Source organism: Paraburkholderia sp. OAS925 (genome assembly GCF_040543975.1).
In the GTDB taxonomy this organism is placed as follows: domain Bacteria; phylum Pseudomonadota; class Gammaproteobacteria; order Burkholderiales; family Burkholderiaceae; genus Paraburkholderia; species Paraburkholderia graminis.
The window spans coordinates 1174016-1195984 of the sequence record NZ_JBEUNO010000002.1 but is presented as its reverse complement, the minus strand read 5'-3'; the positions used below and the strand labels follow the sequence as shown (position 1 = coordinate 1195984).

Genomic DNA, 21969 nt, shown 5'->3' with positions numbered 1-21969 from the left:
ATTCCTGGCGGCGACGCGGCGGCTTGTACTTGCGCCTCCGGTTGACGTCCGCGAAACACCGACGGTGCAGCACACAAAATTGGAGTACGAAACATGGCCATTGACCGAGCCAAGGCTGGCGCCGCGATCGAGATCAAGCAGCAAAAGCGCGGCGATCTGGTCGCGGAGGAAATCAAGCGGTTGATCACGGAGAAGGATCTCAAGCCGGGCGATCGGCTGCCGCGCGAGGTCGAGTTGCAGCAGCTGTTTTCGGTGAGCAAGAGCACGATTCGCGAGGCGCTGAAGTCGCTGGAGGTGCAAGGGCTTATCAAGGTGACGACCGGACCGAGCGGCGGCGGGATGGTCGTTGAAGTGCCGCTCGACCGGACGTTGCAGCTTCTGCAGAACTATCTGTTCTTTAAGGACGTGTCCATCGACGACATTTACACCGTGCGCAAGCTACTTGAGCCCGAGCTCGCGGCGGGCGCGGTGCCGCATCTGACGGAGCAGGACTTCGAGGCGCTCGAGGCGAGCATCGCATGTTGCGATCGGCCGGCTTCCGCGCACGGCGGCCAGGACATCGTGCGTCAGCGCCAGGAGGACGTGAATTTTCACGACATTCTTGCGGCCGCGAATCCGAATCCTTTTTTGCGCTTCAGTTGCGAGCTCATCAACGAAATGATCCGGCAACTGATCGAGTTCCGTAACGATACGCCGCAGGCGGAACACGAGCGATTCGGACAGGCGAACGTCAAGATTCATAAGGCGATCACCAAGGCGGCACGCGAGCGTGACGTCGAGAAAGTGCGCGAGTTGATGACGGTGCATATGACCGAGGCGCCGCGATACGTCAAGCGGATGAAAGGGAAGCTGCGGGGGCGATTGATTCTCGACTCGGAGATCCGTCGGCGGGTGCGGGCGCGAAGTGTTAGTCCTGCGGGGTTGGGCGAGGAAGATTCGGCGGGCAGTGGGGAATGATGCGGTTTCGGCTTACGGTGGGCGGGATTACTCGCGGAGGATAGGTCTCGACGGCCTGGCAGCGGCAGGTTGCTTGATGGTTTGTGGCGTCTGACAGGGGCTTCTTGATGCGCCGCGGCGCGGTGGTTTTTTCGGCCTGGGCGGCGGGAAGGCTCAATCTTTTATCGCGCGCGCCGTTATTGCATCTGCACAGGCAAAATCTTGAACCTTCATGGCACAACCTATTCCGTTTTCCCGACACACCGGCGCCGCGCGCGCCCGGCATGCCAAGGCAATGCTGTTGCCCATCGCCCGGCAAATCGCAGATGACCTCGCGCTGCGCGTGCATCTTGCGCTCGACGCGTTGCGACGGGGCGACGGCGGAGTGAACGATGCGCAAACGCTCACGCAGGCCATGCTATTGACCGGGTTCCTGGCCGAAGCCGGCTACGGGTCGACGACCGGCGAGCAACTAGGCGCAGCCGAGCGCGAGATAGCCAAGGTGTTCGATACCGGACGAGATACCGGAAGATGGGCGATAGACGAGGGTGGATTCGCGCTTTTCGCCGACATTGCCACCCACTACGATCGGCAATTGCACGGCGCACCGCTATGGGCAGTCACCGATGCGAGCGAACGGCTGGACCGCTTTACTGCCGGGCTGCCGTATCAGCTTCCGATGCGCAAGAGGGCCTGACGGCCTGAGGTTGATTGGAAATTGACCGGGTGTGGGGGCGCGATGCGCGCGGGCGGGTCTTTCTGAAATGGCTGCGGATCGGCTGCCGGTGTCCTGTTCTGGACGCCTGCGTTTGGCGCAGCGTTTGCGAGCTTGCCGGTTGCGAGGTTGCGTCCTTTGCAGCCGTGTAAACGCAGAAACCCCACCTTTTCGGGGTGGGGTTTCTGACACTGCTGGGGAGCCTGACGATTACCTACTTTCACACGGGTAATCCGCACTATCATCGGCGTGGAGTCGTTTCACGGTCCTGTTCGGGATGGGAAGGGGTGGGACCGACTCGCTATGGTCATCAGGCATGACTTGTTGTCGTGCTGGGTTTTGGGCCAACACAACCAATCCGGAAGAAGTAGTTTCTGGTGATGCTCACCAGGGTAAAGCTGTTTGGGCTGTGTTGTTCGAGGCACAACATCGATCACTCAACCGTGCGTCCTGTTCTCCCTGGCGGGGAGTTCCAGCGCATCCCCTTCGGGGATCGGACCAGTGTAAGCGCTAAAGCGCCAACGCTGGTCGAGACACACCTGTTATAGGATCAAGCCTTACGGGCAATTAGTATCAGTTAGCTGAACGCATTACTGCGCTTACACACCTGACCTATCAACGTCCTGGTCTTGAACGACCCTTCAAGGGGCTCGAAGCCCCGGGGATATCTCATCTTAAGGCGAGTTTCCCGCTTAGATGCTTTCAGCGGTTATCTCTTCCGAACATAGCTACCCGGCGATGCCACTGGCGTGACAACCGGTACACCAGAGGTTCGTCCACTCCGGTCCTCTCGTACTAGGAGCAGCCCCCTTCAAATATCCAGCGCCCACGGCAGATAGGGACCAAACTGTCTCACGACGTTTTAAACCCAGCTCACGTACCTCTTTAAATGGCGAACAGCCATACCCTTGGGACCGGCTACAGCCCCAGGATGAGATGAGCCGACATCGAGGTGCCAAACACCGCCGTCGATATGAACTCTTGGGCGGTATCAGCCTGTTATCCCCAGAGTACCTTTTATCCGTTGAGCGATGGCCCTTCCATACAGAACCACCGGATCACTATGACCTGCTTTCGCACCTGCTCGACTTGTCGGTCTCGCAGTTAAGCACGCTTATGCCATTGCACTATCAGCACGATTTCCGACCGTACCTAGCGTACCTTCGTACTCCTCCGTTACACTTTGGGAGGAGACCGCCCCAGTCAAACTGCCTACCATGCACTGTCCCCGATCCGGATTCACGGACCAGGGTTAGAACCTCAAACAGATCAGGGTGGTATTTCAAGGATGGCTCCACGCAAACTGGCGTTCACGCTTCACAGCCTCCCACCTATCCTACACAGACCGGTTCAAAGTCCAATGCAAAGCTACAGTAAAGGTTCATGGGGTCTTTCCGTCTAGCCGCGGGGAGATTGCATCATCACAAACACTTCAACTTCGCTGAGTCTCGGGAGGAGACAGTGTGGCCATCGTTACGCCATTCGTGCAGGTCGGAACTTACCCGACAAGGAATTTCGCTACCTTAGGACCGTTATAGTTACGGCCGCCGTTTACCGGGACTTCAATCAGGAGCTTGCACCCCATCATTTAATCTTCCGGCACCGGGCAGGCGTCACACCCTATACGTCCACTTTCGTGTTTGCAGAGTGCTGTGTTTTTATTAAACAGTCGCAGCCACCAGTTTATTGCAACCCCTTCACCCTTCTGGCGCAGGCCAGTCAGGCTACAGGGGCGTACCTTATCCCGAAGTTACGGTACCAATTTGCCGAGTTCCTTCTCCCGAGTTCTCTCAAGCGCCTTAGAATACTCATCTCGCCCACCTGTGTCGGTTTGCGGTACGGTCACTGTTGAACTGAAGCTTAGAGGCTTTTCCTGGAACCACTTCCGATTGCTTCGTCGCCTAAACGACTGGCCTCGCACCCTTGAATTCCGCGCCCGGATTTGCCAAAGCGCCTTCTCCAATGCAAGGACCGGGACTTCCAACACCCGGACAACCTTCCGCGATCCGTCCCCCCATCGCATTCAACACTGGTGCAGGAATATTAACCTGCTTCCCATCAGCTACGCATTTCTGCCTCGCCTTAGGGGCCGACTCACCCTACGCCGATGAACGTTGCGTAGGAAACCTTGGGCTTACGGCGAGGGGGCCTTTCACCCCCTTTATCGCTACTCATGTCAGCATTCGCACTTCCGATACCTCCAGCACACTTTCCAGTGCACCTTCGCAGGCTTACGGAACGCTCTCCTACCATGCACATAAATGTGCATCCGCAGCTTCGGTATATGGCTTAGCCCCGTTACATCTTCCGCGCAGGACGACTCGATCAGTGAGCTATTACGCTTTCTTTAAAGGATGGCTGCTTCTAAGCCAACCTCCTGACTGTTTTAGCCTTCCCACTTCGTTTCCCACTTAGCCATATTTGGGGACCTTAGCTGGCGGTCTGGGTTGTTTCCCTCTTGACACCGGACGTTAGCACCCGATGTCTGTCTCCCGTGATTGCACTCTTCGGTATTCGGAGTTTGCTATGGCGTAGTAATCCGCAATGGACCCCACAACCATGACAGTGCTCTACCCCCGAAGGTGATACACGAGGCACTACCTAAATAGTTTTCGGAGAGAACCAGCTATTTCCAGGTTTGTTTAGCCTTTCACCCCTATCCACAGCTCATCCCCTAACTTTTCAACGTTAGTGGGTTCGGACCTCCAGTACGTGTTACCGCACCTTCATCCTGGCCATGGATAGATCACCTGGTTTCGGGTCTACACCCAGCGACTGAACGCCCTGTTCGGACTCGCTTTCGCTACGCCTGCCCTAATCGGTTAAGCTTGCCACTGAATGTAAGTCGCTGACCCATTATACAAAAGGTACGCCGTCACCCTCTTTCAAAGGCTCCGACTGTTTGTATGCATGCGGTTTCAGGATCTGTTTCACTCCCCTCCCGGGGTTCTTTTCGCCTTTCCCTCACGGTACTGGTTCACTATCGGTCGATCACGAGTATTTAGCCTTGGAGGATGGTCCCCCCATCTTCAGACAGGATTTCACGTGTCCCGCCCTACTTGTCGTACACCTAGTTCTTCCTCGCTGTTTTCGTCTACAGGGCTATCACCTGCTATGGCGGCACTTTCCAGAGCCTTCGACTAACAATGAAGATAAAGAGTACAGGCTGGTCCCATTTCGCTCGCCACTACTCTGGGAATCTCGGTTGATTTCTTTTCCTGCGGTTACTTAGATGTTTCAGTTCACCGCGTTCGCTTCACATGGCCTATGTATTCAGCCACGGATACCTCAAAAGAGGTGGGTTTCCCCATTCGGACATCTACGGATCAAAGCTCGTTTGCCAGCTCCCCGTAGCTTTTCGCAGGCTACCGCGTCCTTCATCGCCTGTGATCGCCAAGGCATCCACCACATGCACTTGTTCGCTTGACCCTATAACGGGTGTGTCTTCTCGGCCAGTGTTAGTGCTTTAGCACTTACTCTGGCCCGATCCCCGAAGGGGACCAGCGATCCGATCACTCGCTACAGGTTGAGTATTCGTGTTGCGCCGTATTCCAAGAGCAATCTTTCGATTACCTTTAAAATACATCGATACAATCACAACCCTGATTCACCTACTCGCACACCCATCTCTAAGTATGCTTTCGTGAATCTCTTTACTACTTCTTCCTGATTGTTAAAGAACGACAGCCGATACAAAGCTCTGCTTCATACCACTTGCTGACTGGCTCAATCGCCAATGCACAACGCTCTGCCTGTTTCACAGAACGCTACGCATTGAGGATTGGTGGAGGATGACGGGATCGAACCGACGACCCCCTGCTTGCAAAGCAGGTGCTCTCCCAGCTGAGCTAATCCCCCGGTCATACAGAGATCGCAGGAGTCACAGCCGACCAGCTCACCAGACATGACAGTGGTGGGTCTGGATGGATTCGAACCATCGACCCCCGCCTTATCAAGACGGTGCTCTAACCGACTGAGCTACAGACCCCTGAGTCTGTCTGCGTTTCTTCACTACAGCCGATAAGCGTGAGCGCTCAACGTTTGACACGTTCAGCTCTGGAAAGGAGGTGATCCAGCCGCACCTTCCGATACGGCTACCTTGTTACGACTTCACCCCAGTCATGAATCCTACCGTGGTGACCGTCCTCCTTGCGGTTAGACTAGCCACTTCTGGTAAAACCCACTCCCATGGTGTGACGGGCGGTGTGTACAAGACCCGGGAACGTATTCACCGCGGCATGCTGATCCGCGATTACTAGCGATTCCAGCTTCACGCACTCGAGTTGCAGAGTGCGATCCGGACTACGATCGGTTTTCTGGGATTGGCTCCACCTCGCGGCTTGGCGACCCTCTGTTCCGACCATTGTATGACGTGTGAAGCCCTACCCATAAGGGCCATGAGGACTTGACGTCATCCCCACCTTCCTCCGGTTTGTCACCGGCAGTCTCCCTGGAGTGCTCTTGCGTAGCAACTAGGGACAAGGGTTGCGCTCGTTGCGGGACTTAACCCAACATCTCACGACACGAGCTGACGACAGCCATGCAGCACCTGTGTTACGGCTCCCTTTCGGGCACATCCACCTCTCAGCGGACTTCCGTACATGTCAAGGGTAGGTAAGGTTTTTCGCGTTGCATCGAATTAATCCACATCATCCACCGCTTGTGCGGGTCCCCGTCAATTCCTTTGAGTTTTAATCTTGCGACCGTACTCCCCAGGCGGTCAACTTCACGCGTTAGCTACGTTACCAAGCCAATGAAGGCCCGACAACCAGTTGACATCGTTTAGGGCGTGGACTACCAGGGTATCTAATCCTGTTTGCTCCCCACGCTTTCGTGCATGAGCGTCAGTATTGGCCCAGGGGGCTGCCTTCGCCATCGGTATTCCTCCACATCTCTACGCATTTCACTGCTACACGTGGAATTCTACCCCCCTCTGCCATACTCTAGCCCGCCAGTCACAAATGCAGTTCCCAGGTTAAGCCCGGGGATTTCACATCTGTCTTAGCGAACCGCCTGCGCACGCTTTACGCCCAGTAATTCCGATTAACGCTTGCACCCTACGTATTACCGCGGCTGCTGGCACGTAGTTAGCCGGTGCTTATTCTTCCGGTACCGTCATCCCGCCCGGATATTAGCCAGGCGGTTTTCTTTCCGGACAAAAGTGCTTTACAACCCGAAGGCCTTCTTCACACACGCGGCATTGCTGGATCAGGCTTGCGCCCATTGTCCAAAATTCCCCACTGCTGCCTCCCGTAGGAGTCTGGGCCGTGTCTCAGTCCCAGTGTGGCTGGTCGTCCTCTCAGACCAGCTACAGATCGTCGCCTTGGTAGGCCTTTACCCCACCAACTAGCTAATCTGCCATCGGCCGCCCCTGTAGCGCGAGGTCCCGAAGGATCCCCCGCTTTCCTCCGCAGAGCGTATGCGGTATTAATCCGGCTTTCGCCGGGCTATCCCCCACTACAGGACACGTTCCGATGTATTACTCACCCGTTCGCCACTCGCCACCAGGATTGCTCCCGTGCTGCCGTTCGACTTGCATGTGTAAGGCATGCCGCCAGCGTTCAATCTGAGCCAGGATCAAACTCTTCAGTTCAAACCTGTTACTGTTTTCGGGCTCTTTCGAACCCGGTCGCTCACTCAACGTACTGACGAAGTGTTCAACCATCTCTCGATGACCAAACCTTCCTTTCATTACTGTGTGAGACTTGATACTTTCGCTTTTCGCCCGGCTCCGGAGAAAACCCCGCAACCCGGCGCGCGTCGCGCATCAAGCGCCCACACTTATCGGCTGTTAGTTTTTAAAGATCGGTTCGCACACTTCACAGCGCCCATTTCAACCACCCGGCACTGCTTCGTTCTGCGTCGCTGCATCAGCAGCAGAGAAGCGAGATTATGAAGATCGAGTGACAAGCCGTCAACCCCCTCCTCGAATTTTCTTTTGCATGCGCGCACGACGCTCGTCACGTTCGCGCGCTACATATATAGATAAGCTTCCACATAGGACGACGAGGACCACCAGGACAACGCACTCGTGTGAACACGCGCAAGTTGGTCTATAGTTACAGGTCTGCCATTCGTCGGTCGCGCACAGTATGAAGACCGGCAACAACATGCGACGAATTGCTGCGCACAATGCGCGCGGAGGCGCAAGCTCGTATATAATGCGAGCCGCGCGAATTTCGCACATTCTATCGGCCCGCTCCAAGCGGGCTCATCTTTTTTGCTCCCCAGAGCACACAGCCTTATAACCGCGTTGAGTCACTCAGGTGATGTTGAGCCATGCTCGAAACGCCTGACGGTCGCGTCTTGCGTCTCATAGCGAAGCCTCTCGAGGAGAATACGTGAACCCTTTTGATCGCGAAGATTCGCAACACGAAACCGCAGCCTACACAAAGGCTCCGTCGGGCCGTACGCCCAAGGGCAAGGGTGCGGGCAAAGCGATCCCCGTGGCGGCCGAACTGCCGCCGCAGCAAGCCGAAGAGCGTCAGCGCCAGATGCGTGCGCTGATCCAGTTGGGCAAGGAGCAAGGCTACCTGACCCATGCCCAGATCAACGACCACCTGCCCGATAACTTCGCGCAGACGGCGGCGATCGACAGCATCGTCAGCGCGTTCAACGACATGGGCGTGCAGGTCTACGAGCAGGCCCCGGACGCCGAAACGCTGCTGCTGAACTCGAACGCCCCCGCTGTCGTCTCCGACGATCAGGCGGACGAAGAAACCGAAGTTGCGTTGTCCACGGTCGACTCCGAGTTCGGCCGCACGACCGACCCGGTGCGCATGTACATGCGCGAAATGGGCGCAACCGAGCTACTGACGCGCGCGGGCGAAATCGCGATCGCGAAGCGCATCGAAGACGGCCTGCACGAAATGGTGCAGGCAATCGCCGCATGCCCGCTCGCAATCTCCGCGATTCTGGCCAGCGCCCAGCAAGTCGCGGACGGCGAGTTGCGCATCGACGAACTCGTTGACGGCCTGAACGAAGACAACGTCCCTGCGGAAGAAGAAACCGCCAGCGCGGACGCCGCAGCCGACGTCGACGCGGATGCCGACGAAGACGACGACAGCGATAGCGACGACGACGTCGGCCCGGCCGACTCGTCGGCGGCAGACGAAGCACGCCTGAAGCAGCTCACGAGCGACTGCCTCGAAATCTTCGCGCAAGTCGGCATTCTGTACGACCAGATGAACGCGTCGCACACGCGCGGCGACGTCAGCTCGAAGGCGTACCAGAAGGCGCGTGAAGAGATCCAGCAGCATCTCGCGAAGATCCGCTTCACGGCGCGCACCATCGACCGTCTGTGCGGCGACGTGCAGCATCAGGTCGCGCAGGTGCGTGCAATCGAGCGCAACATTCTGCAGATCGTCGTCACGAAGAGCGGCATGCCACGCGAGAAGTTCATCGAATCGTTCTCGGGTCATGAAGCCGACCTCGGCTGGACCGAGCGTGCGGCGCGCGGCAACACGCCGTACGGCGCGGCGCTCGAGCGCCATCTGCCGGCAATTCAGTCGGAACAGCAAAAGCTGATCGACATCGAAGCCACCGTTTCGCTGCCGCTCAAGCATCTGAAAGAGATCAACCGCCAGATGGTCGCGGCTGAATCGAAGATGCGCAAGGCGAAGAGCGAGATGATCGAGGCGAATCTGCGTCTCGTCATTTCCATCGCGAAGAAGTACGTCAATCGCGGCATGCTGTTCCTCGATCTGATCCAGGAAGGCAACATCGGCTTGATGAAAGCGGTGGACAAGTTCGAATATCGTCGCGGCTGGAAGTTCTCGACGTACGCAACGTGGTGGGTCCGTCAGGCCGTGACGCGTTCGCTCGCGGACCAGGCGCGCACCATCCGCGTGCCGGTGCATATGATCGAGACGATCAACAAGCTCAACCGCATTTCGCGCGAGATTCTGCAGCAGACGGGTCAGGAAGCGCATCCGTCGGTGCTGGCCGAGCGCATGGATCTGTCGGAAGAGAAGGTGCGCGGCATTCTGAAGATCGCCAAGCAGCCGGTGTCGATGGAAACGCCTGTTGGCGACGACGGCGATGCCACGCTCGGCGACATGATCGAAGACTCGGCGGCTTCGTCGCCGGCGGATGCGGCGATGCAAGCCGACTTGCGCGCCGCCATCGACGACGCGCTCGACTCGTTGTCGCCGCGCGAAGCGAAGGTGCTGCGTATGCGCTACGGCATCAACACGAAGTCGGATCACACGCTGGAAGAAGTCGGCAAGCAGTTCGACGTCACGCGTGAGCGCATTCGCCAGATCGAGAGCAAGGCCATGCGCAAGCTCATGCATCCGAGCCGTGCCGATCGACTGAAGTCGTTCCTCGACCGCTAAGCAACAACCTCCGCATCACATCGCGCTTGCCGTGCACATCGCACGGCAAGCGCGCCCCGCCTCAAATCCTCAAGTCCTCAAGCAGCAGTTCGTCCGTTCAGCCGGACACGCTCGCGAACAGTCAAATAAGCAGCGAAATGATGCCGCCAAGGGTGATGCCCGCCGCGAGCCAACGTCCCGCTGTGTAAAAAGCATTGCGCTCTTCGTGCGGCTGATCCGGCCGTTCGAGTCCGAGCGTGCCATACGCAAACGACTTCACCGCCGACGAGTCCGAACCCGAAGCGCCTTCGCTTGCCGCATCAGGCGCAAGAGCCGCCGCAGCGGCGCCTTCGCTTGAGATATGCACAGCCGCGTCCTGCTCAGACGTGTTCGAGTTAGAGGAGCGCGACGCAGCGTCATCGCCCGAGCCGGCAGACGATAACGAAGCATTCTTCGCTGCACGAGCAGTGGCTTGTGATGTCGACGGCAATGCGCTGTCGATTTGCATTGCAACCTCCGTTCGTTTCTTCAAGGCTTGCGGCGCAGAGCCGCTTACAAGCTGTATCGACCGTGACCGGCTGAAACTTGAAGCCCTGTAAGGGAGGGTAAGTGCAAGCGCCCAACACCACTATCATTGTTGTCCACAGAAACTGGGAACAAGCCTGTGGATATCCTGCGCAAGACTCGCTCAAGTGTCTGAGCGCGCACAGTTTTCATCGCGTGCACGTGCTGCGGCTCGATCGTACGCAAGCGAACAAACACCCACCGCTCAAGGCATCACAAACGTCTTAACAAGCGTCAGTTCGCCGGCTTTGCGCATCGGCACGCGGATCGTCTCGCTCTTTTCGCTGGGCGTGTTTTCGTTGCTGATGATCGTCACCTGAGCGACCGTCATGTCGCTGCGGCCGCTGCCGCTGCCGTAGTAATTCACGTAGACGAGATAGGTGCCCTTCAACGGCGCGGCCGACGAATAAATCTCCGGCCCATAGCCCGTCGTCACGTCGACGTCCAGCGCGCCGCCGTTCGGCGTCACGCGCTCGCCGTACCATGCATGCGCGCCGTCGGGCGACACCACATGCAAGTCGAGGTCCGTGCCGTCGGTGTCCCACGCGAGCACGACGCGCAGCTTCGGCTGCGTCTTGCCGCTGTAGGCGTCGTAGAACTGTACGCGCTTGCGGCTGCCGTCCGGCGCGCGCAGTTCTACGCTGTTGCTGCCCGCCGGGAACGCATAGGGCCGCGAAAACTTGCCGTCCTCTTCGATGCGTTGCGGCAACGGCGTGCCGTCGACCACCAGCGTACCGACCGTGTTGCCCTTCTTCTTCGGCGCGTTGCGAATCTGCCCCTGGATCAGCGCGAATCTCGACTGCCCTTCGGGCGTCGTCACCGATACCGCCGGATAGTGCACGTCCTGCGTATAGCGTTCGTTGTCGCCGCTGGTATTACGCCAGCCGTTCAGCGGCGCGCTCATGTCGATGTCGCTCGCCTGCGCGGCCGACATGCCCTGCAAGCATGCGAGCAGCAGCAAGCCGCGGCCCGCGTTCATCCATCCCGTCGTTCTGCGCTTCATCGTTACTGCTCCCGTCCCGCTATCAAAGTCGCTCGCTCTTCACGAGCATCAGGTCGCCGATTTTGCGCAGCGGCACCATCATCGTTTCGCGCCGTTCGTTCGGCGTGTTTTCGTTGAAGACCAGCGTCAACGTCGCGGTGATCACGTCGCGGTCGTGCGCGGCGGCGTCGAAGTTGTAGCCGGTCGAATCGAAATTGCCCCAGTAGTTCAGAAAGAAAAGCCACGTGCCATGCTCCGGCGCCGCCGACGAAAAAATCCCCGGCCCCGCGCCGTCCACGGAATCGACGTCGAAGCCGCTGCCGTCTTCCAAAGTCGGATTGCCGAAGAACGCGTGCAGGCCGCCGGGCGTAATCACATGCAAATCGACCTGCGCACGCGGGTCGTCCCACGTGACCATCGCGCGCAGCTTCGCCTGCGGCTTGCTGCGGTCCGCTTCGTAAAACTGCATGCGCTGACGCTGCCTGCCATCGGCGGAAATCAGTTCGATGCTGTTCGAGCCCGCACCGAACGCCCACGGCCGCGCGAACGCGCCTTCGTCGTCGGTATAGAGCGGCGTTGCATTGCCGTTGACGACGAGCGTCGGCGGCTTACGCGCGTGCTTGTCGATCTGCCTGAGGCGTCCTTCGATCAGCGTGCGATAGCGCTGCGCGCCGCGATCGATCGGCGGCCGCGGATAAGCCGCGACGAATTGCTCGCCTTCGTTCGTCAGCCCGCTATGACGCCAGCCGCCGAACGCGCCGGTCAAATCGGCAACGGCGCCGTCTTTCCCAGCCGCGTAGGCGTCAGCGAAAAGACCCGCGCCGAATGTGCCCACCACGCCCAAAGCAGCCGCACCCAGCAGCGTCGCAACACGCGAGCGAGCCCAACCCGCCGCCGAAGACCGCCTCAACCGGAATAAAAACGTCACGTCGTTCATTGGATCGGATTGTCGGTACGAATCAGCACGCGCGCGGTGCGCTCGACGAAATCTTCATCGAGCCCACGCGGATGGTGCTGAAACGCGAGGTGAACATATTCATGTGCGAGCGCGATGCGATCTTCCTCGCTCTGCAGGCGATACACATACACGCGATTGCGCTGCGCATCCGCATACGGACGTCCTTCGCGGACCGCGCACACGGCGGGCAAATCGGGCGTCTCGTAGCCGGCTGCACCGTCCATGCGCCGCGCCCACAACGGCGCGTTGCGCTGCAGCCATTCGCGTGCGCCGGCCACCGCGACGCAATCGCCGGACAACGGACTCTGGAACGAAGTCAGCGTCGCCTGCGGCCACGTGCGCGCGAGGATCGCGTCGAACGTCAGTCCCGTTTGCGCGGACGCCTTCGCGGCGAGCCAGCTCATTTGCCCAGGTGCGGCCTTGTCGTGGTGATACTGCACGGGCACGCCGGTCAGCACGAGCGCGTCGGTCAGGTCCGCGGCACGGCGCGCCGCTGCGGTCGGCGCATGCGGCAGAACGCGCTGCGTGTTGCTGCTGTCGTCGATACGCAAGCAGCCGTGATCATGCGCGCCATGCTGTACGGCGTAAGTGCGCGCGGCCACGGCCAGCGCCTTGGCCGCTTCCGGCTGCGCCGTGTCGCCTTCGCGCTCGACCACGCGCGCCACATAGTCGTTCATGCCGAAGCGGCCGATCAGTTGCGGCACGCCCGCCGCATTGCGATCGAGCCGCAGTTCTCCGCGGCTCGTCACGCGCGCCCAGTTGCCGTTCACAAAGCCCACGCGAAACTCGCCGTTCAGCGGCCCGTCGGGCACCATCGCCGCCGGCCGCTTTGAACTGTGCTCGCCGAGCACTTCGCGAATCGGATAGCGGCTGAAAAAATCGACGACGACGCATGCGCCGTCATCCGGCACGGCGAATTGCGTGAGCAGCGGCGCGATGCGCGGCGCGGCGGACGCGAGCACGCGCGCGCTGCCGCCAGGGCCGCCGAGCCAGATCGGCGGGCCGTCCGCGAGCCAGCCTGCCGCGCCGCCCACCGATGCGCCGGGCCGCGCCGCGTCGGGCATCGTCCAGGTCTTCGCGCGCAGCAGGCTGCCGTAGAGCGACACGGTGCCTTCGCCCCGGCCGCTCGTCAGCACCGAGACCAGCGTGCTCGCCGCCGCTTCGCGCGGGCGCGCCGGCATCGCCTGCAATGCGGCAAGCAGTTGCGCGACGGGCACGCGCTGCGTCGGCGTCATCGCGTGAAGATTGCGCAGCCAGGCCGGCGCATTCGCGGCGGTCCAGTACTTGCGCCAGTCGACGGGATCGAGCTGCAGGCGCGCGGGCTCGAAAAAGCGTCCGCACGATTGCACGAGTGCGTGTTCGCGATCGATACGACCGCCGGTCATGCAGCAATACACTTCTTCGGGATCGCCGCCGCTGCATGTGTAGTCCGGCGTCGCGATGTTCCGGTCCACGAGATAGCCGTAGACGAAGAGTTTCCATACGCTGCCGAGCGGCGTCTCCAGTGTCGCGGGCAACGGCACCGCGGATTGCGGCGAGAGACCGACAGCGGCGCCGCCGGCGTCGGCCTGCCAAAGCTGGCTTTGTCCATCACGCAGCCACGCAAAGCGCAACGCCTGTTTGGACGCGGCACCGGACGCAACGAAAGCGGACGCCGATGCCAACGGCACCGCCGCATACCCGCGCTCGACATTCGCTGCAAACAACACGCACATCGCGGCCACGGCGAACGCGATCCGCAGCATTGCTGCAACGCGACCGCGTACCGACCTGACGAGCGTGCCGAGGAACATTTCCGACGCCTCGCTATTGAATGCGCAGCGTCGTCGCGCGATCGCTCTTGCCGCCTTCGAACGCCTTCGCATCCGGCTGATACATGCGGAAGTAGCGCGCGGGCGGCAGCGCGAACGTGCCCGGCAATGCGAAGCGCACCAGTTGCCGCAACGCGACCGGACGGTCGAGCAAGGGCACCGGCTGATGATACGAAAGCTCGCCCATTTCATACGACGCCGCGCGCGCGAACGGTTGCGGCCCGCTCTCGCCTTCTTTCTCGCCCGGCAAGCCGTCGATCGACACGCCCCAACTCGTCGCTTCGACGCTGCCGCCAGGCGGCAGCGGCACGTCGAGCAGCCCATAGTGATAGGCGTTGCCCGAACGCGGCGTGAGCGTCACTTCGTCGACGTACAGCGCATTGCTGTCGATTGCATCGCCCGATTTCACGAGACGTGCGGTGAACGCCGAGCGACCCACGCTGCTCTCGGCGGCGCCCTGCTTCTTCGGATCGGCCTTCACTTCGAGCGGCTCGAGTTTGTAGAAGCGACGCGCGACCGTGATGTTCAGGCGACTGTCCTCGCTCGCATGACTGCGGAACGAGACGATTGCGCTGACGTCCGCGCGCGCGGCGCCTGCGTCGAGCGCGGACGGCAGCGCGGCCCCAGTCCATTTCCACAACGGCGTGCCGGTCGCTGTCGCAGCGCGCGTCCAACCCGCGCCTTGCAGCGACGGCAACGACGCAGCCGCCACGTCGCCGCCAAACGCCTTGCGCAACCAAAGCAACGTCAGCGCGCGGTCGAGCGTCGGGTAGTCGGCGCTGCTTTTCGCCAGCAACGCAGTTGCATCGACGCCCACGCCGTCGCCTGACATCGCAAGCAGGCTTTGCACGAGCGGCGCAGGATCGTTGCCCAACGCGACGCGTGCCGCGCTTGCCGCGGCATCAAAACCGTCCGGCATTTGAGCGCCCGTGCCGCGCGCCATGCTCGCGACCAGCAGCGTCGCCATCTGTTTGCCGCGCGGCGAGTCGGCTTGCGCGAACACGATGCTGTCCGTCGGGCTGTATGCGGCATTGGCCGCAGCGCGAGCCGATGCTTTCGCCGTGGCCGCCGCATCGCTCATCAAGTCAGCCGCGACGCCCGATACCGGTGTCGCAACCGGCAAGCCCATCTGCTGCATGAACCACAGCGCCAACGCACGATGCAACAGCGGCTCTTTCGCGCCGGCGTCGCGATACACCTCCATCGCGTGCTGCCAGTTGGCGGCGGGCAAGCTGATGCCGAGGCTGCGGCTCGCGAGCCAGTCCGCGTAATACGCGTAGGCCGTGACAAGCGCGCTGCCGCCGGTCGTGTCGCCCCACCAGCCGAACGTGCCGCCGACGCCCGCAAGCATCGCAAGACGTTGCCGCTGATTGCGCAGTAACGCTTCGATGCCCTGCGTCGAACTGGCGTTGTCACCACGGCCGATCGCGTCGTGTGCAAGCGCGAGCGGAATCAGCCGGCTCGACGTCTGCTCGGCGCAGCCATACGGATAGTCGATCAGATCGTCGGCCACGCGCATGAACTGGCTCGCCGCATTGCCGACGAAACGCACGCTCACGTCCTGCGCGTCTTGCGGTAGATTGAGCGGCTTGCCGGTATCGTCGAGTGTGACGGTGTTCTGGTGCAGATCGAGCCAGCCGCTTGCGTCGAGTCGAATCGTGGTCTGCAAGCGGTCCACGTCCTTATCGCCGCGGCGCAAGCTCGCGTTGATCACGCCGGCCTTCAACGCGCCGCTCGGCAGACGCAGATAATTCGCGCCGCGCTTGAGCGTGACCTTCTGATTCAGCGACAAACCGCCGCCCTCGACGAGCCACTGCGCGTCCATGTCCGCATCGGTCTGATTGAAGGCGATCATGTCGATGGCCGGCTGATCGTTGACGCGGAAACGCGACGGCCCGCTCCACTTCAGATACAGCGCCTTGTCCGAGCGCAGGTATGCGGTGCGCTGACCGACCATGCCATCGGGCGCGGCCGCGCGCACGGTGATGCGCCAGCGCGCGAGCGAGTCCGGCATCTTGAAGGTCATCGTCGCGTGACCGCTCGCGTCGGTTTTCAGATTGCCTTCCCACGCGGCCGTGTCCTGATCGTCGCGACGCGGCCGTTCCAGCACCTTCACGCCGCGCTCGTTGTAGTTCGCGCGTTGCGGGCCGCCGGGCGCGCCCTTGAGCGGCGAACGCGCGAGGTCGTAGGTAATGAACGACAGACTCGACGAGGTCCGCACGTTGTTGCGTCGCGGGTGATAGAAAAAGTCGACGATGTTCGGCGCGATCTCCGGCTGCAGCACGTAGACCATTTCATCGACCACGCTCACCGTCAGATTCGCCGCTTCCGGTTTGCCGTTCAACGTGCTGTCGAAGTTGAGCGTGACCGTGTCGCCGGGACCGTACACCGGCTTGTCGCTTTTCACATTCAGTTCGATCTGCGGCTGCGCGACCACGATGCCCGCGTTCTGAAACGCGTATTCGCCGGCATGCACGTACAGCACCGAAAACGTCATGTTGGGCGCGAAGTCCTCGCCGACCTTGATGCGCGCTTTCCATTGCATCGGCGTCACGCGTTGCAGTTGCAGCCAGTCGCCGCCTGCGCTAAGCAGCGCCCGCCGCTCGACGTTATCGCGTTCGAGCGTCAGCAACGCATCGTCGACGGGTAACGGGAACGTGATCAGCGCCTCGGCCGTATCGCCGATCTTGTACTTGTCGCGATCGAATACGATCTCGACGCTGCCCGGAATCGCCTTGAGCCCGTCGCCCGCGACCCAATGGCTGACGGCGGCGAGCAGATTGCCGCTATCGTCCTTCACCGACAGCATGTACGAACCGGGCTGATCGAATTGGACCGTGAACGACAGCTTGCCGCCTGCGCTCTTGGACTCCCTATTCGCTTCGCTCTTCAACGTGCCTGCGGCATGCGTTTGCGATTCGAGGCGCGTCCATTCCCATTTTGCTGGCGCATGCGCTGCGGGGTCGAGCGCGGCCAGCGCTTGCAGATCGAAGCTCACCTCTTCCTTCGGCTGCGAGAACGACTTCGCGGTCGTCAGGCGATACGGCGTCGCGCCGCGAGCAATCAGCACTTCGCGCGTCACGCGCACCTTGTACGCGGCGCCGTCCTGCGCGAAGAGCGTCAGCGCGTAACGGCTAGGTTGGGTCGCGGCCGGTAGCGTGAGGCTTGCGTTGCCGTCGCTGTCGGTCTTCAGTTCCTGCTGCTCGAGCTTGACGGGAAAGAGCCCCGCATAACGCAATTCGCCGTCGACGATCGTCACTTTCTGCGCGCGCAGCGTGACCGAAATCTTGCTGTCGCGCACTGGCTTGCCGTCGGGATAGCGCAACTGGATCTTGCCCTTCAGCGGCTCGCCGGTTGCGTAGTCGGCCTTGTCCATCGACAGGTTGACGTCGAAATGCGGCTTCACGTATTCGGCGACGCGAAACGCGCTGCCATACACGTCGCCGTTGTAGTCGAAGCGCAGCGTGTAGCCGCCGGCGGTCGCGTCGGCGGGCAGCGTGAACGACGTGTCCGCGCCTGTATCGGAAGCGAAATGCGCCTTCGTGGTCGCGACCGGCGAGCCGTTCGGATCGAGCACGTCGAGCTTGATGTCGGCCTCCGCGGGCGCCGACGATTGCGTCGCGTTCTGGAACGTGCGCCCGATGAATTTCACATGCACCGGGTCGCCCGGACGATACATCGGCCGGTCCGTGACTGCGTAGATTTTCGTGTTGTAGATCTCGCTGTCGTAATAGAAATTCTCGGACACGAACACGCCGCCCTGCGGATCGACGCCGAGCACATAGCTGCGCTCGGGGCTGACGTGTTGCAGCAGAAGCGCACCGTCGCCGCCCGTCGTGCCGCTTTGCAAAACGCCCACGCCGTCGGTCCAGTTCACGTCCGTATTCGCGACCGGCTTGCCGTTGTCGCGCCGCGTGGTCCACACGAGCATTCCGCTCGATGCCGCCTTCACGACCGCGACTGTATCCGACACGAACAGCAGCGTATGCGCGCGATAGTTGCCGATCACGGCTTCGACGATATAAAGCCCCGGCGGCAGCTTGCCCACCGGAATCATCACGTTGCCCGCGCTTGCCTCGATAAAGTTACTGCTGCTGCCCGCGAGGTTCACGCCTTTGGGCGGCTCGATCACTTTCGCGTCCCAGATCGGATAGCGAAAGCGCGCGACCATGTCATAGCCCTTCAGCGGCGCGAATTGCGAGTTCTGTTCAAATTGCGTCTGCTTGCCGGTTTGCTCGCCGAGCCTGAATTGCGGCGCGGCTTCGGTTGCCTTGCTGCGGGTCGCGAACGAAAGCACACGCTGCCATGCGCGGCGCGCCTCGGTGAACCAGCGGTCCCACAAATAAGCGAGCGTGTTCGCGAGCCCTTCGCCCTGATAATTCGGCGCGACATTCAGCCGATGCAAATTCTTCTGCGCCTTCAGAAAGTCGAGCGGTTTGCCCACGCGATACACGACGATGTCCGCGCCGCCGTAGGGCTGCAATGCGTCCTTGAAATCGCGGCCGGGCGCTTCGAGCCGAACCTGCGCGGTCTGATTGCTGCCGAAGCTCGCATCCGAGAGCAGGAAGAACGGTTGACCGTCCACCTTCTGCGAGCTGTAGTTGCTCGTCGGCGTGGCGTTCAAGGTGGGATTCGCGGCGATGCTGGACTCGGCGGCGGCAGCGCTCGACGATGCGTCGTCGCCGGCGAACGCGGCGCTGCTTGTCGCCGCGAGCGCGATGGCCGCAAGCAGCGTCGCCAAGATAAGTGCCGAGCGACGGCGCGTGCTGCGCAACCAGTGGCTCATCGCGACAACGGAATTCATTCGGGTCATGGTGTCAAAAAGTCCAAACGAAACACGCCGACGAAGTTCGGATTGCCGTCGAGCGGTTGCCAGCGGGAATCTTTCCATTGCATCAGGTCGGAAACGGCGACCGCGCGCAGACCGGTATCGGTCGGCGTGACGGTGCCTGTGTGATAAGCGATGTAGCGCTCGAGCCAGATCATCAGATGCTGGTCGTCGCCCTGATCGAAGAACAGCAGGTCGCCCGGCAGCGCCTTGTTGACGTCCTTCGAAACGAAACGGCTATTGCGTTGAATCAGCGCGATGGCCGACGCATACGCGCCCGTGGAGCCGTCGATCTGCGTCCAGCGATTCGCGATCGTGCGCTGCGACGCGGACAGTTGCAGTTCGGGCGGCAGACTGCTTGTGTCCGCAAGACCGGTCATGCCGTTCGCGCGCAGCCATTTGCTGTCGTGTGTGCGCAGCGTTTCGCCGACGGCAAAGCGCACGAGGCCCGCGCAGTCGCGTTGCGTCCAGCGCGGCGTCGGGCCGCGGCGCATTTGCTGATCGACGATGCGCGTGAACCACGCGCGAAACGCAGCGGATTGTTGAGTGGTGAGTGCGTCGTGGTCGGGCGCTGTCGTGGTGATGCCGAGCGCGTGTGCGTAGGGCGCGGCGGCGGTTAGCGCGAAAAACGTGGCGATGCGCGAGAGGCATGCGCGGCGAGAAGCCGTGGTGACGCTTGCGGTGTTCGCATCCCAGGCCGCGAGCGCGACTCCTCGCGCCGCGTGCGACTCGCGAGGCGCACGCATAGCGCCTGCTACACGAAGGCGGCGCACTTAATCGCCCTCGGTGCCGGGCTGCTCCGCGGGCGCCTGAGTCGCGGCGTTGTTCGACGCGGTGTCGCCGCTGGCATCGCTGTTTGCATCGCTCTTCGCACGATCGAACCACCACTCGACCGGCACCCAGCCCGTCGAGCCAGGCAAGCTCTGCGGCAGCGACAACGACAGCGCCGGATAGTGCGCGAGCGCGCGCAGCTTCGGCGTCAGATGCGTGCGCGACGCGTTGCGGAATACGGCCTCCTGATCGGCCGGCAGCGCGGCGCCTGCTTCGCGTTCGATCAGCGCGGCCGCCGATGCAGGCGTCAGCGTGAGGATAGTGCGCGGCAAACGCTCCGGCGCGAGCGTATCGGCGAGCGCGGGGTAACGCTTGTCGAGCACTGCGAGCGTGTCGTCGACGAGACGCGCATCGGGGGAGAAAATCACGTAGCCGTGCGCGAGCGCGAGCGTCACCGGGAAATAGCGTTCCGCCGATAACTGCGAGGCGAACGACGCCTTGCTGCTCAACGCCGTGCCCGAGCGAGCGCTGACCGGCCGCTGCCACACGGTGACATTCGCGCCCTGCCCGCGCGTGCTGACAGGCAAGCGACGATAGCCCGCGTCGTTGCCGTCCGCCTTCGCCGCCTTCGCTTCATAGGCGCCGATCACGTCGCCGAACGTCTTGCCGAGCGCGCTTTTGAGCGCCGCGATGGACGCGGCATCCTGCGCCTTCACGCGCGCGATGAACACCGGCGCGACCAGCGTCGACTTCGCGTACCAGCAGACAGCCGCCGGTCCTGTCAGACGATCGCCGATTGCCGCGGCCGCATCGCCGCCATCGGCGACCTTGCCCAATAGCGCCGATGCCTCTTTCCAGTCCGCCGGCAAGCTCGTGCACGCCGCAGCGTTGGCCGGCAACGCACGCCACAAGTCAGCGCTGTTCCACTGCTGCGGCAGCTTGCCAGGATCGATCAACGCCGAGGTGCGCCAGCTCGCCGCGGCGTTGCCGTTCGGCGAAAAATCAAAGCGCAACGCGTCGATGCCGGAAAAGAACGCCTGATAGCCGAACGACAGATAATTCGCCGACACGATCAGACGATGACCCTTCGGCGCATCGCCGGCCGCATCCAGCCGATAGGCGCGCGCGGCATCGTCGCGACCGGACGAGAGCATGTCGGACACAGCATCGGCGCGTTCGCTCAGCACACTGCCCTTTTCGTCGAGCAGCACGCCCGGCGCGGACAGCACGACCAGACGGTCGTCTTTCGTCGCGAACAAAAGCGTGCGGCCGACTGCAAGTTTCAATGCATAGACCGGCACGTCGCCCGAGAGCTTCGCGACCTGGCTCAGTTGCGAGTCGCTTGCAGCGACGTTGCCCACGCCTTGCAGCAATTTCGCAAGACCGTTGCGGCGGATGGACATGATCCAGTAGCCGAGCCGGCCGTCCGGCGAGCGCCACAGCAGCACATGCGCGGGTTCATCGAAAACACGGCGAATCAGTTCGTCGCGCCAGTCCAGTTGATGTTCGAATGCAAGGCGCCGCAAAGCACCTTCGGCGGAAAGGCGCGTATTGGCCGATTCGTAATAGTCGACGAAGTCTTGCGTGAGCACGTCGTGAAGTAATGGCACACGCAACATATCGCGCGGCAAACGCGAGAGTGCTTCGCTGTCGATCACCGCGTCGGGATGGTGAATATCGAGAACGACTTCCCCGGTATTGGCCGCCTTGCGATGTGCGAATGGACGCCACACCGCCTGAATGACGACGGCAGCCACGATCAGAAGCACGGCCACGAGGATTGCAATCTTTTTACGCGACATCTTCATCTGATTTTTTCTGTTCGATGCGACGATATTAACGTCGATGCCGGTCGCATTAAGCCGCCGTAACCGATCGCTGAAGGCAGCGATGATAACCGATATTTTTAACCGCACAACAGCCAAAACTGCATTTAACAAAATCGAGCTGACCGCGATTAATGCAGCAGGAGATTATAAAACCGTGCGTCGCCGTGCCAGTCGGCTAATGCGGTAGTCGCCCCACAACTCGTGCAGCAATATCGTTTTCATTAGAGGCAAAAAACCTACACGAGCCGAGTCTTTGGATT

At 61.2% G+C, this 21969-nt stretch carries 10 protein-coding genes, 2 tRNA genes and 3 rRNA genes; 3 read left to right on the top strand and 12 right to left on the bottom strand.

What is annotated here, in order from left to right; genetic code table 11:
• Nucleotides 1–93 precede the first annotated feature (93 nt).
• Both ABIE53_RS24150 and ABIE53_RS24145 read left to right on the top strand, forming a co-directional pair.
• Nucleotides 94–957 (top strand): FadR/GntR family transcriptional regulator, encoded by an 864-nt coding sequence (locus ABIE53_RS24150; RefSeq protein ID WP_053859620.1) that lies wholly within the window; start codon nt 94–96, stop codon nt 955–957.
• A 211-nt stretch (nt 958–1168) separates the two neighbouring features.
• Nucleotides 1169–1633: a hypothetical protein gene (locus ABIE53_RS24145; protein ID WP_053859621.1), complete on the top strand. Its 465-nt coding sequence runs from the start codon at nt 1169–1171 to the stop codon at nt 1631–1633.
• 219 nt (nt 1634–1852) lie between these two features.
• On the opposite strand, the gene rrf is transcribed toward ABIE53_RS24145, so the two are convergent.
• The 5 genes from rrf to ABIE53_RS24120 form a co-directional block, all read right to left on the bottom strand.
• Nucleotides 1853–1966 (bottom strand): 5S ribosomal RNA (gene rrf / locus ABIE53_RS24140).
• A 231-nt stretch (nt 1967–2197) separates the two neighbouring features.
• Nucleotides 2198–5080, bottom strand: a 23S ribosomal RNA gene (locus tag ABIE53_RS24135).
• Between the two features lie 353 nt (nt 5081–5433).
• Nucleotides 5434–5509, bottom strand: a tRNA-Ala gene (locus ABIE53_RS24130).
• 53 nt (nt 5510–5562) lie between these two features.
• Nucleotides 5563–5639, bottom strand: a tRNA-Ile gene (locus ABIE53_RS24125).
• A gap of 72 nt (nt 5640–5711) precedes the next feature.
• Nucleotides 5712–7244: ribosomal RNA gene (locus tag ABIE53_RS24120) — 16S ribosomal RNA — on the bottom strand.
• Together the 16S, 23S and 5S rRNA genes with 2 tRNA genes alongside form the textbook arrangement of a ribosomal RNA operon.
• A 748-nt stretch (nt 7245–7992) precedes the next feature.
• On the opposite strand from ABIE53_RS24120, the gene rpoD reads away from it, so the two are divergent.
• A complete protein-coding gene (gene rpoD / locus ABIE53_RS24115; RefSeq protein WP_053859622.1) occupies nt 7993–9987 on the top strand; it encodes an RNA polymerase sigma factor RpoD in 1995 nt (664 codons plus the stop codon).
• Between the two features lie 121 nt (nt 9988–10108).
• On the opposite strand, the gene ABIE53_RS24110 is transcribed toward rpoD, so the two are convergent.
• The 7 genes from ABIE53_RS24110 to ABIE53_RS24080 form a co-directional block, all read right to left on the bottom strand.
• Complete coding sequence (locus ABIE53_RS24110) at nt 10109–10474, bottom strand: hypothetical protein (RefSeq protein ID WP_192700486.1); 366 nt, start codon at nt 10472–10474, stop codon at nt 10109–10111.
• A 261-nt stretch (nt 10475–10735) separates the two neighbouring features.
• Nucleotides 10736–11533 carry a YfaP family protein gene (locus ABIE53_RS24105; RefSeq protein ID WP_192700487.1) on the bottom strand — a complete coding sequence of 266 codons (798 nt, stop codon included), beginning with the start codon at nt 11531–11533 and terminating at the stop codon, nt 10736–10738.
• A gap of 22 nt (nt 11534–11555) precedes the next feature.
• Nucleotides 11556–12449 carry a YfaP family protein gene (locus ABIE53_RS24100; protein WP_192700488.1) on the bottom strand — a complete coding sequence of 298 codons (894 nt, stop codon included), beginning with the start codon at nt 12447–12449 and terminating at the stop codon, nt 11556–11558.
• Nucleotides 12446–14263: a DUF2300 domain-containing protein gene (locus ABIE53_RS24095; RefSeq protein WP_310076512.1), complete on the bottom strand. Its 1818-nt coding sequence runs from the start codon at nt 14261–14263 to the stop codon at nt 12446–12448. The genes ABIE53_RS24100 and ABIE53_RS24095 overlap by 4 nt, the downstream gene beginning before the upstream one ends.
• A 13-nt stretch (nt 14264–14276) precedes the next feature.
• Nucleotides 14277–19094 (bottom strand): alpha-2-macroglobulin family protein, encoded by a 4818-nt coding sequence (locus tag ABIE53_RS24090; RefSeq protein WP_192700489.1) that lies wholly within the window; start codon nt 19092–19094, stop codon nt 14277–14279.
• The gene (locus ABIE53_RS24085) at nt 19091–19855 is read right to left on the bottom strand and encodes a DUF1175 domain-containing protein (protein ID WP_107711030.1); all 765 of its coding nucleotides are present in this window, start codon (nt 19853–19855) and stop codon (nt 19091–19093) included. The genes ABIE53_RS24090 and ABIE53_RS24085 overlap by 4 nt, the downstream gene beginning before the upstream one ends.
• A gap of 27 nt (nt 19856–19882) precedes the next feature.
• Nucleotides 19883–21688 (bottom strand): DUF2138 domain-containing protein, encoded by a 1806-nt coding sequence (locus ABIE53_RS24080; protein WP_192700490.1) that lies wholly within the window; start codon nt 21686–21688, stop codon nt 19883–19885.
• Nucleotides 21689–21969: the final 281 nt, after the last annotated feature.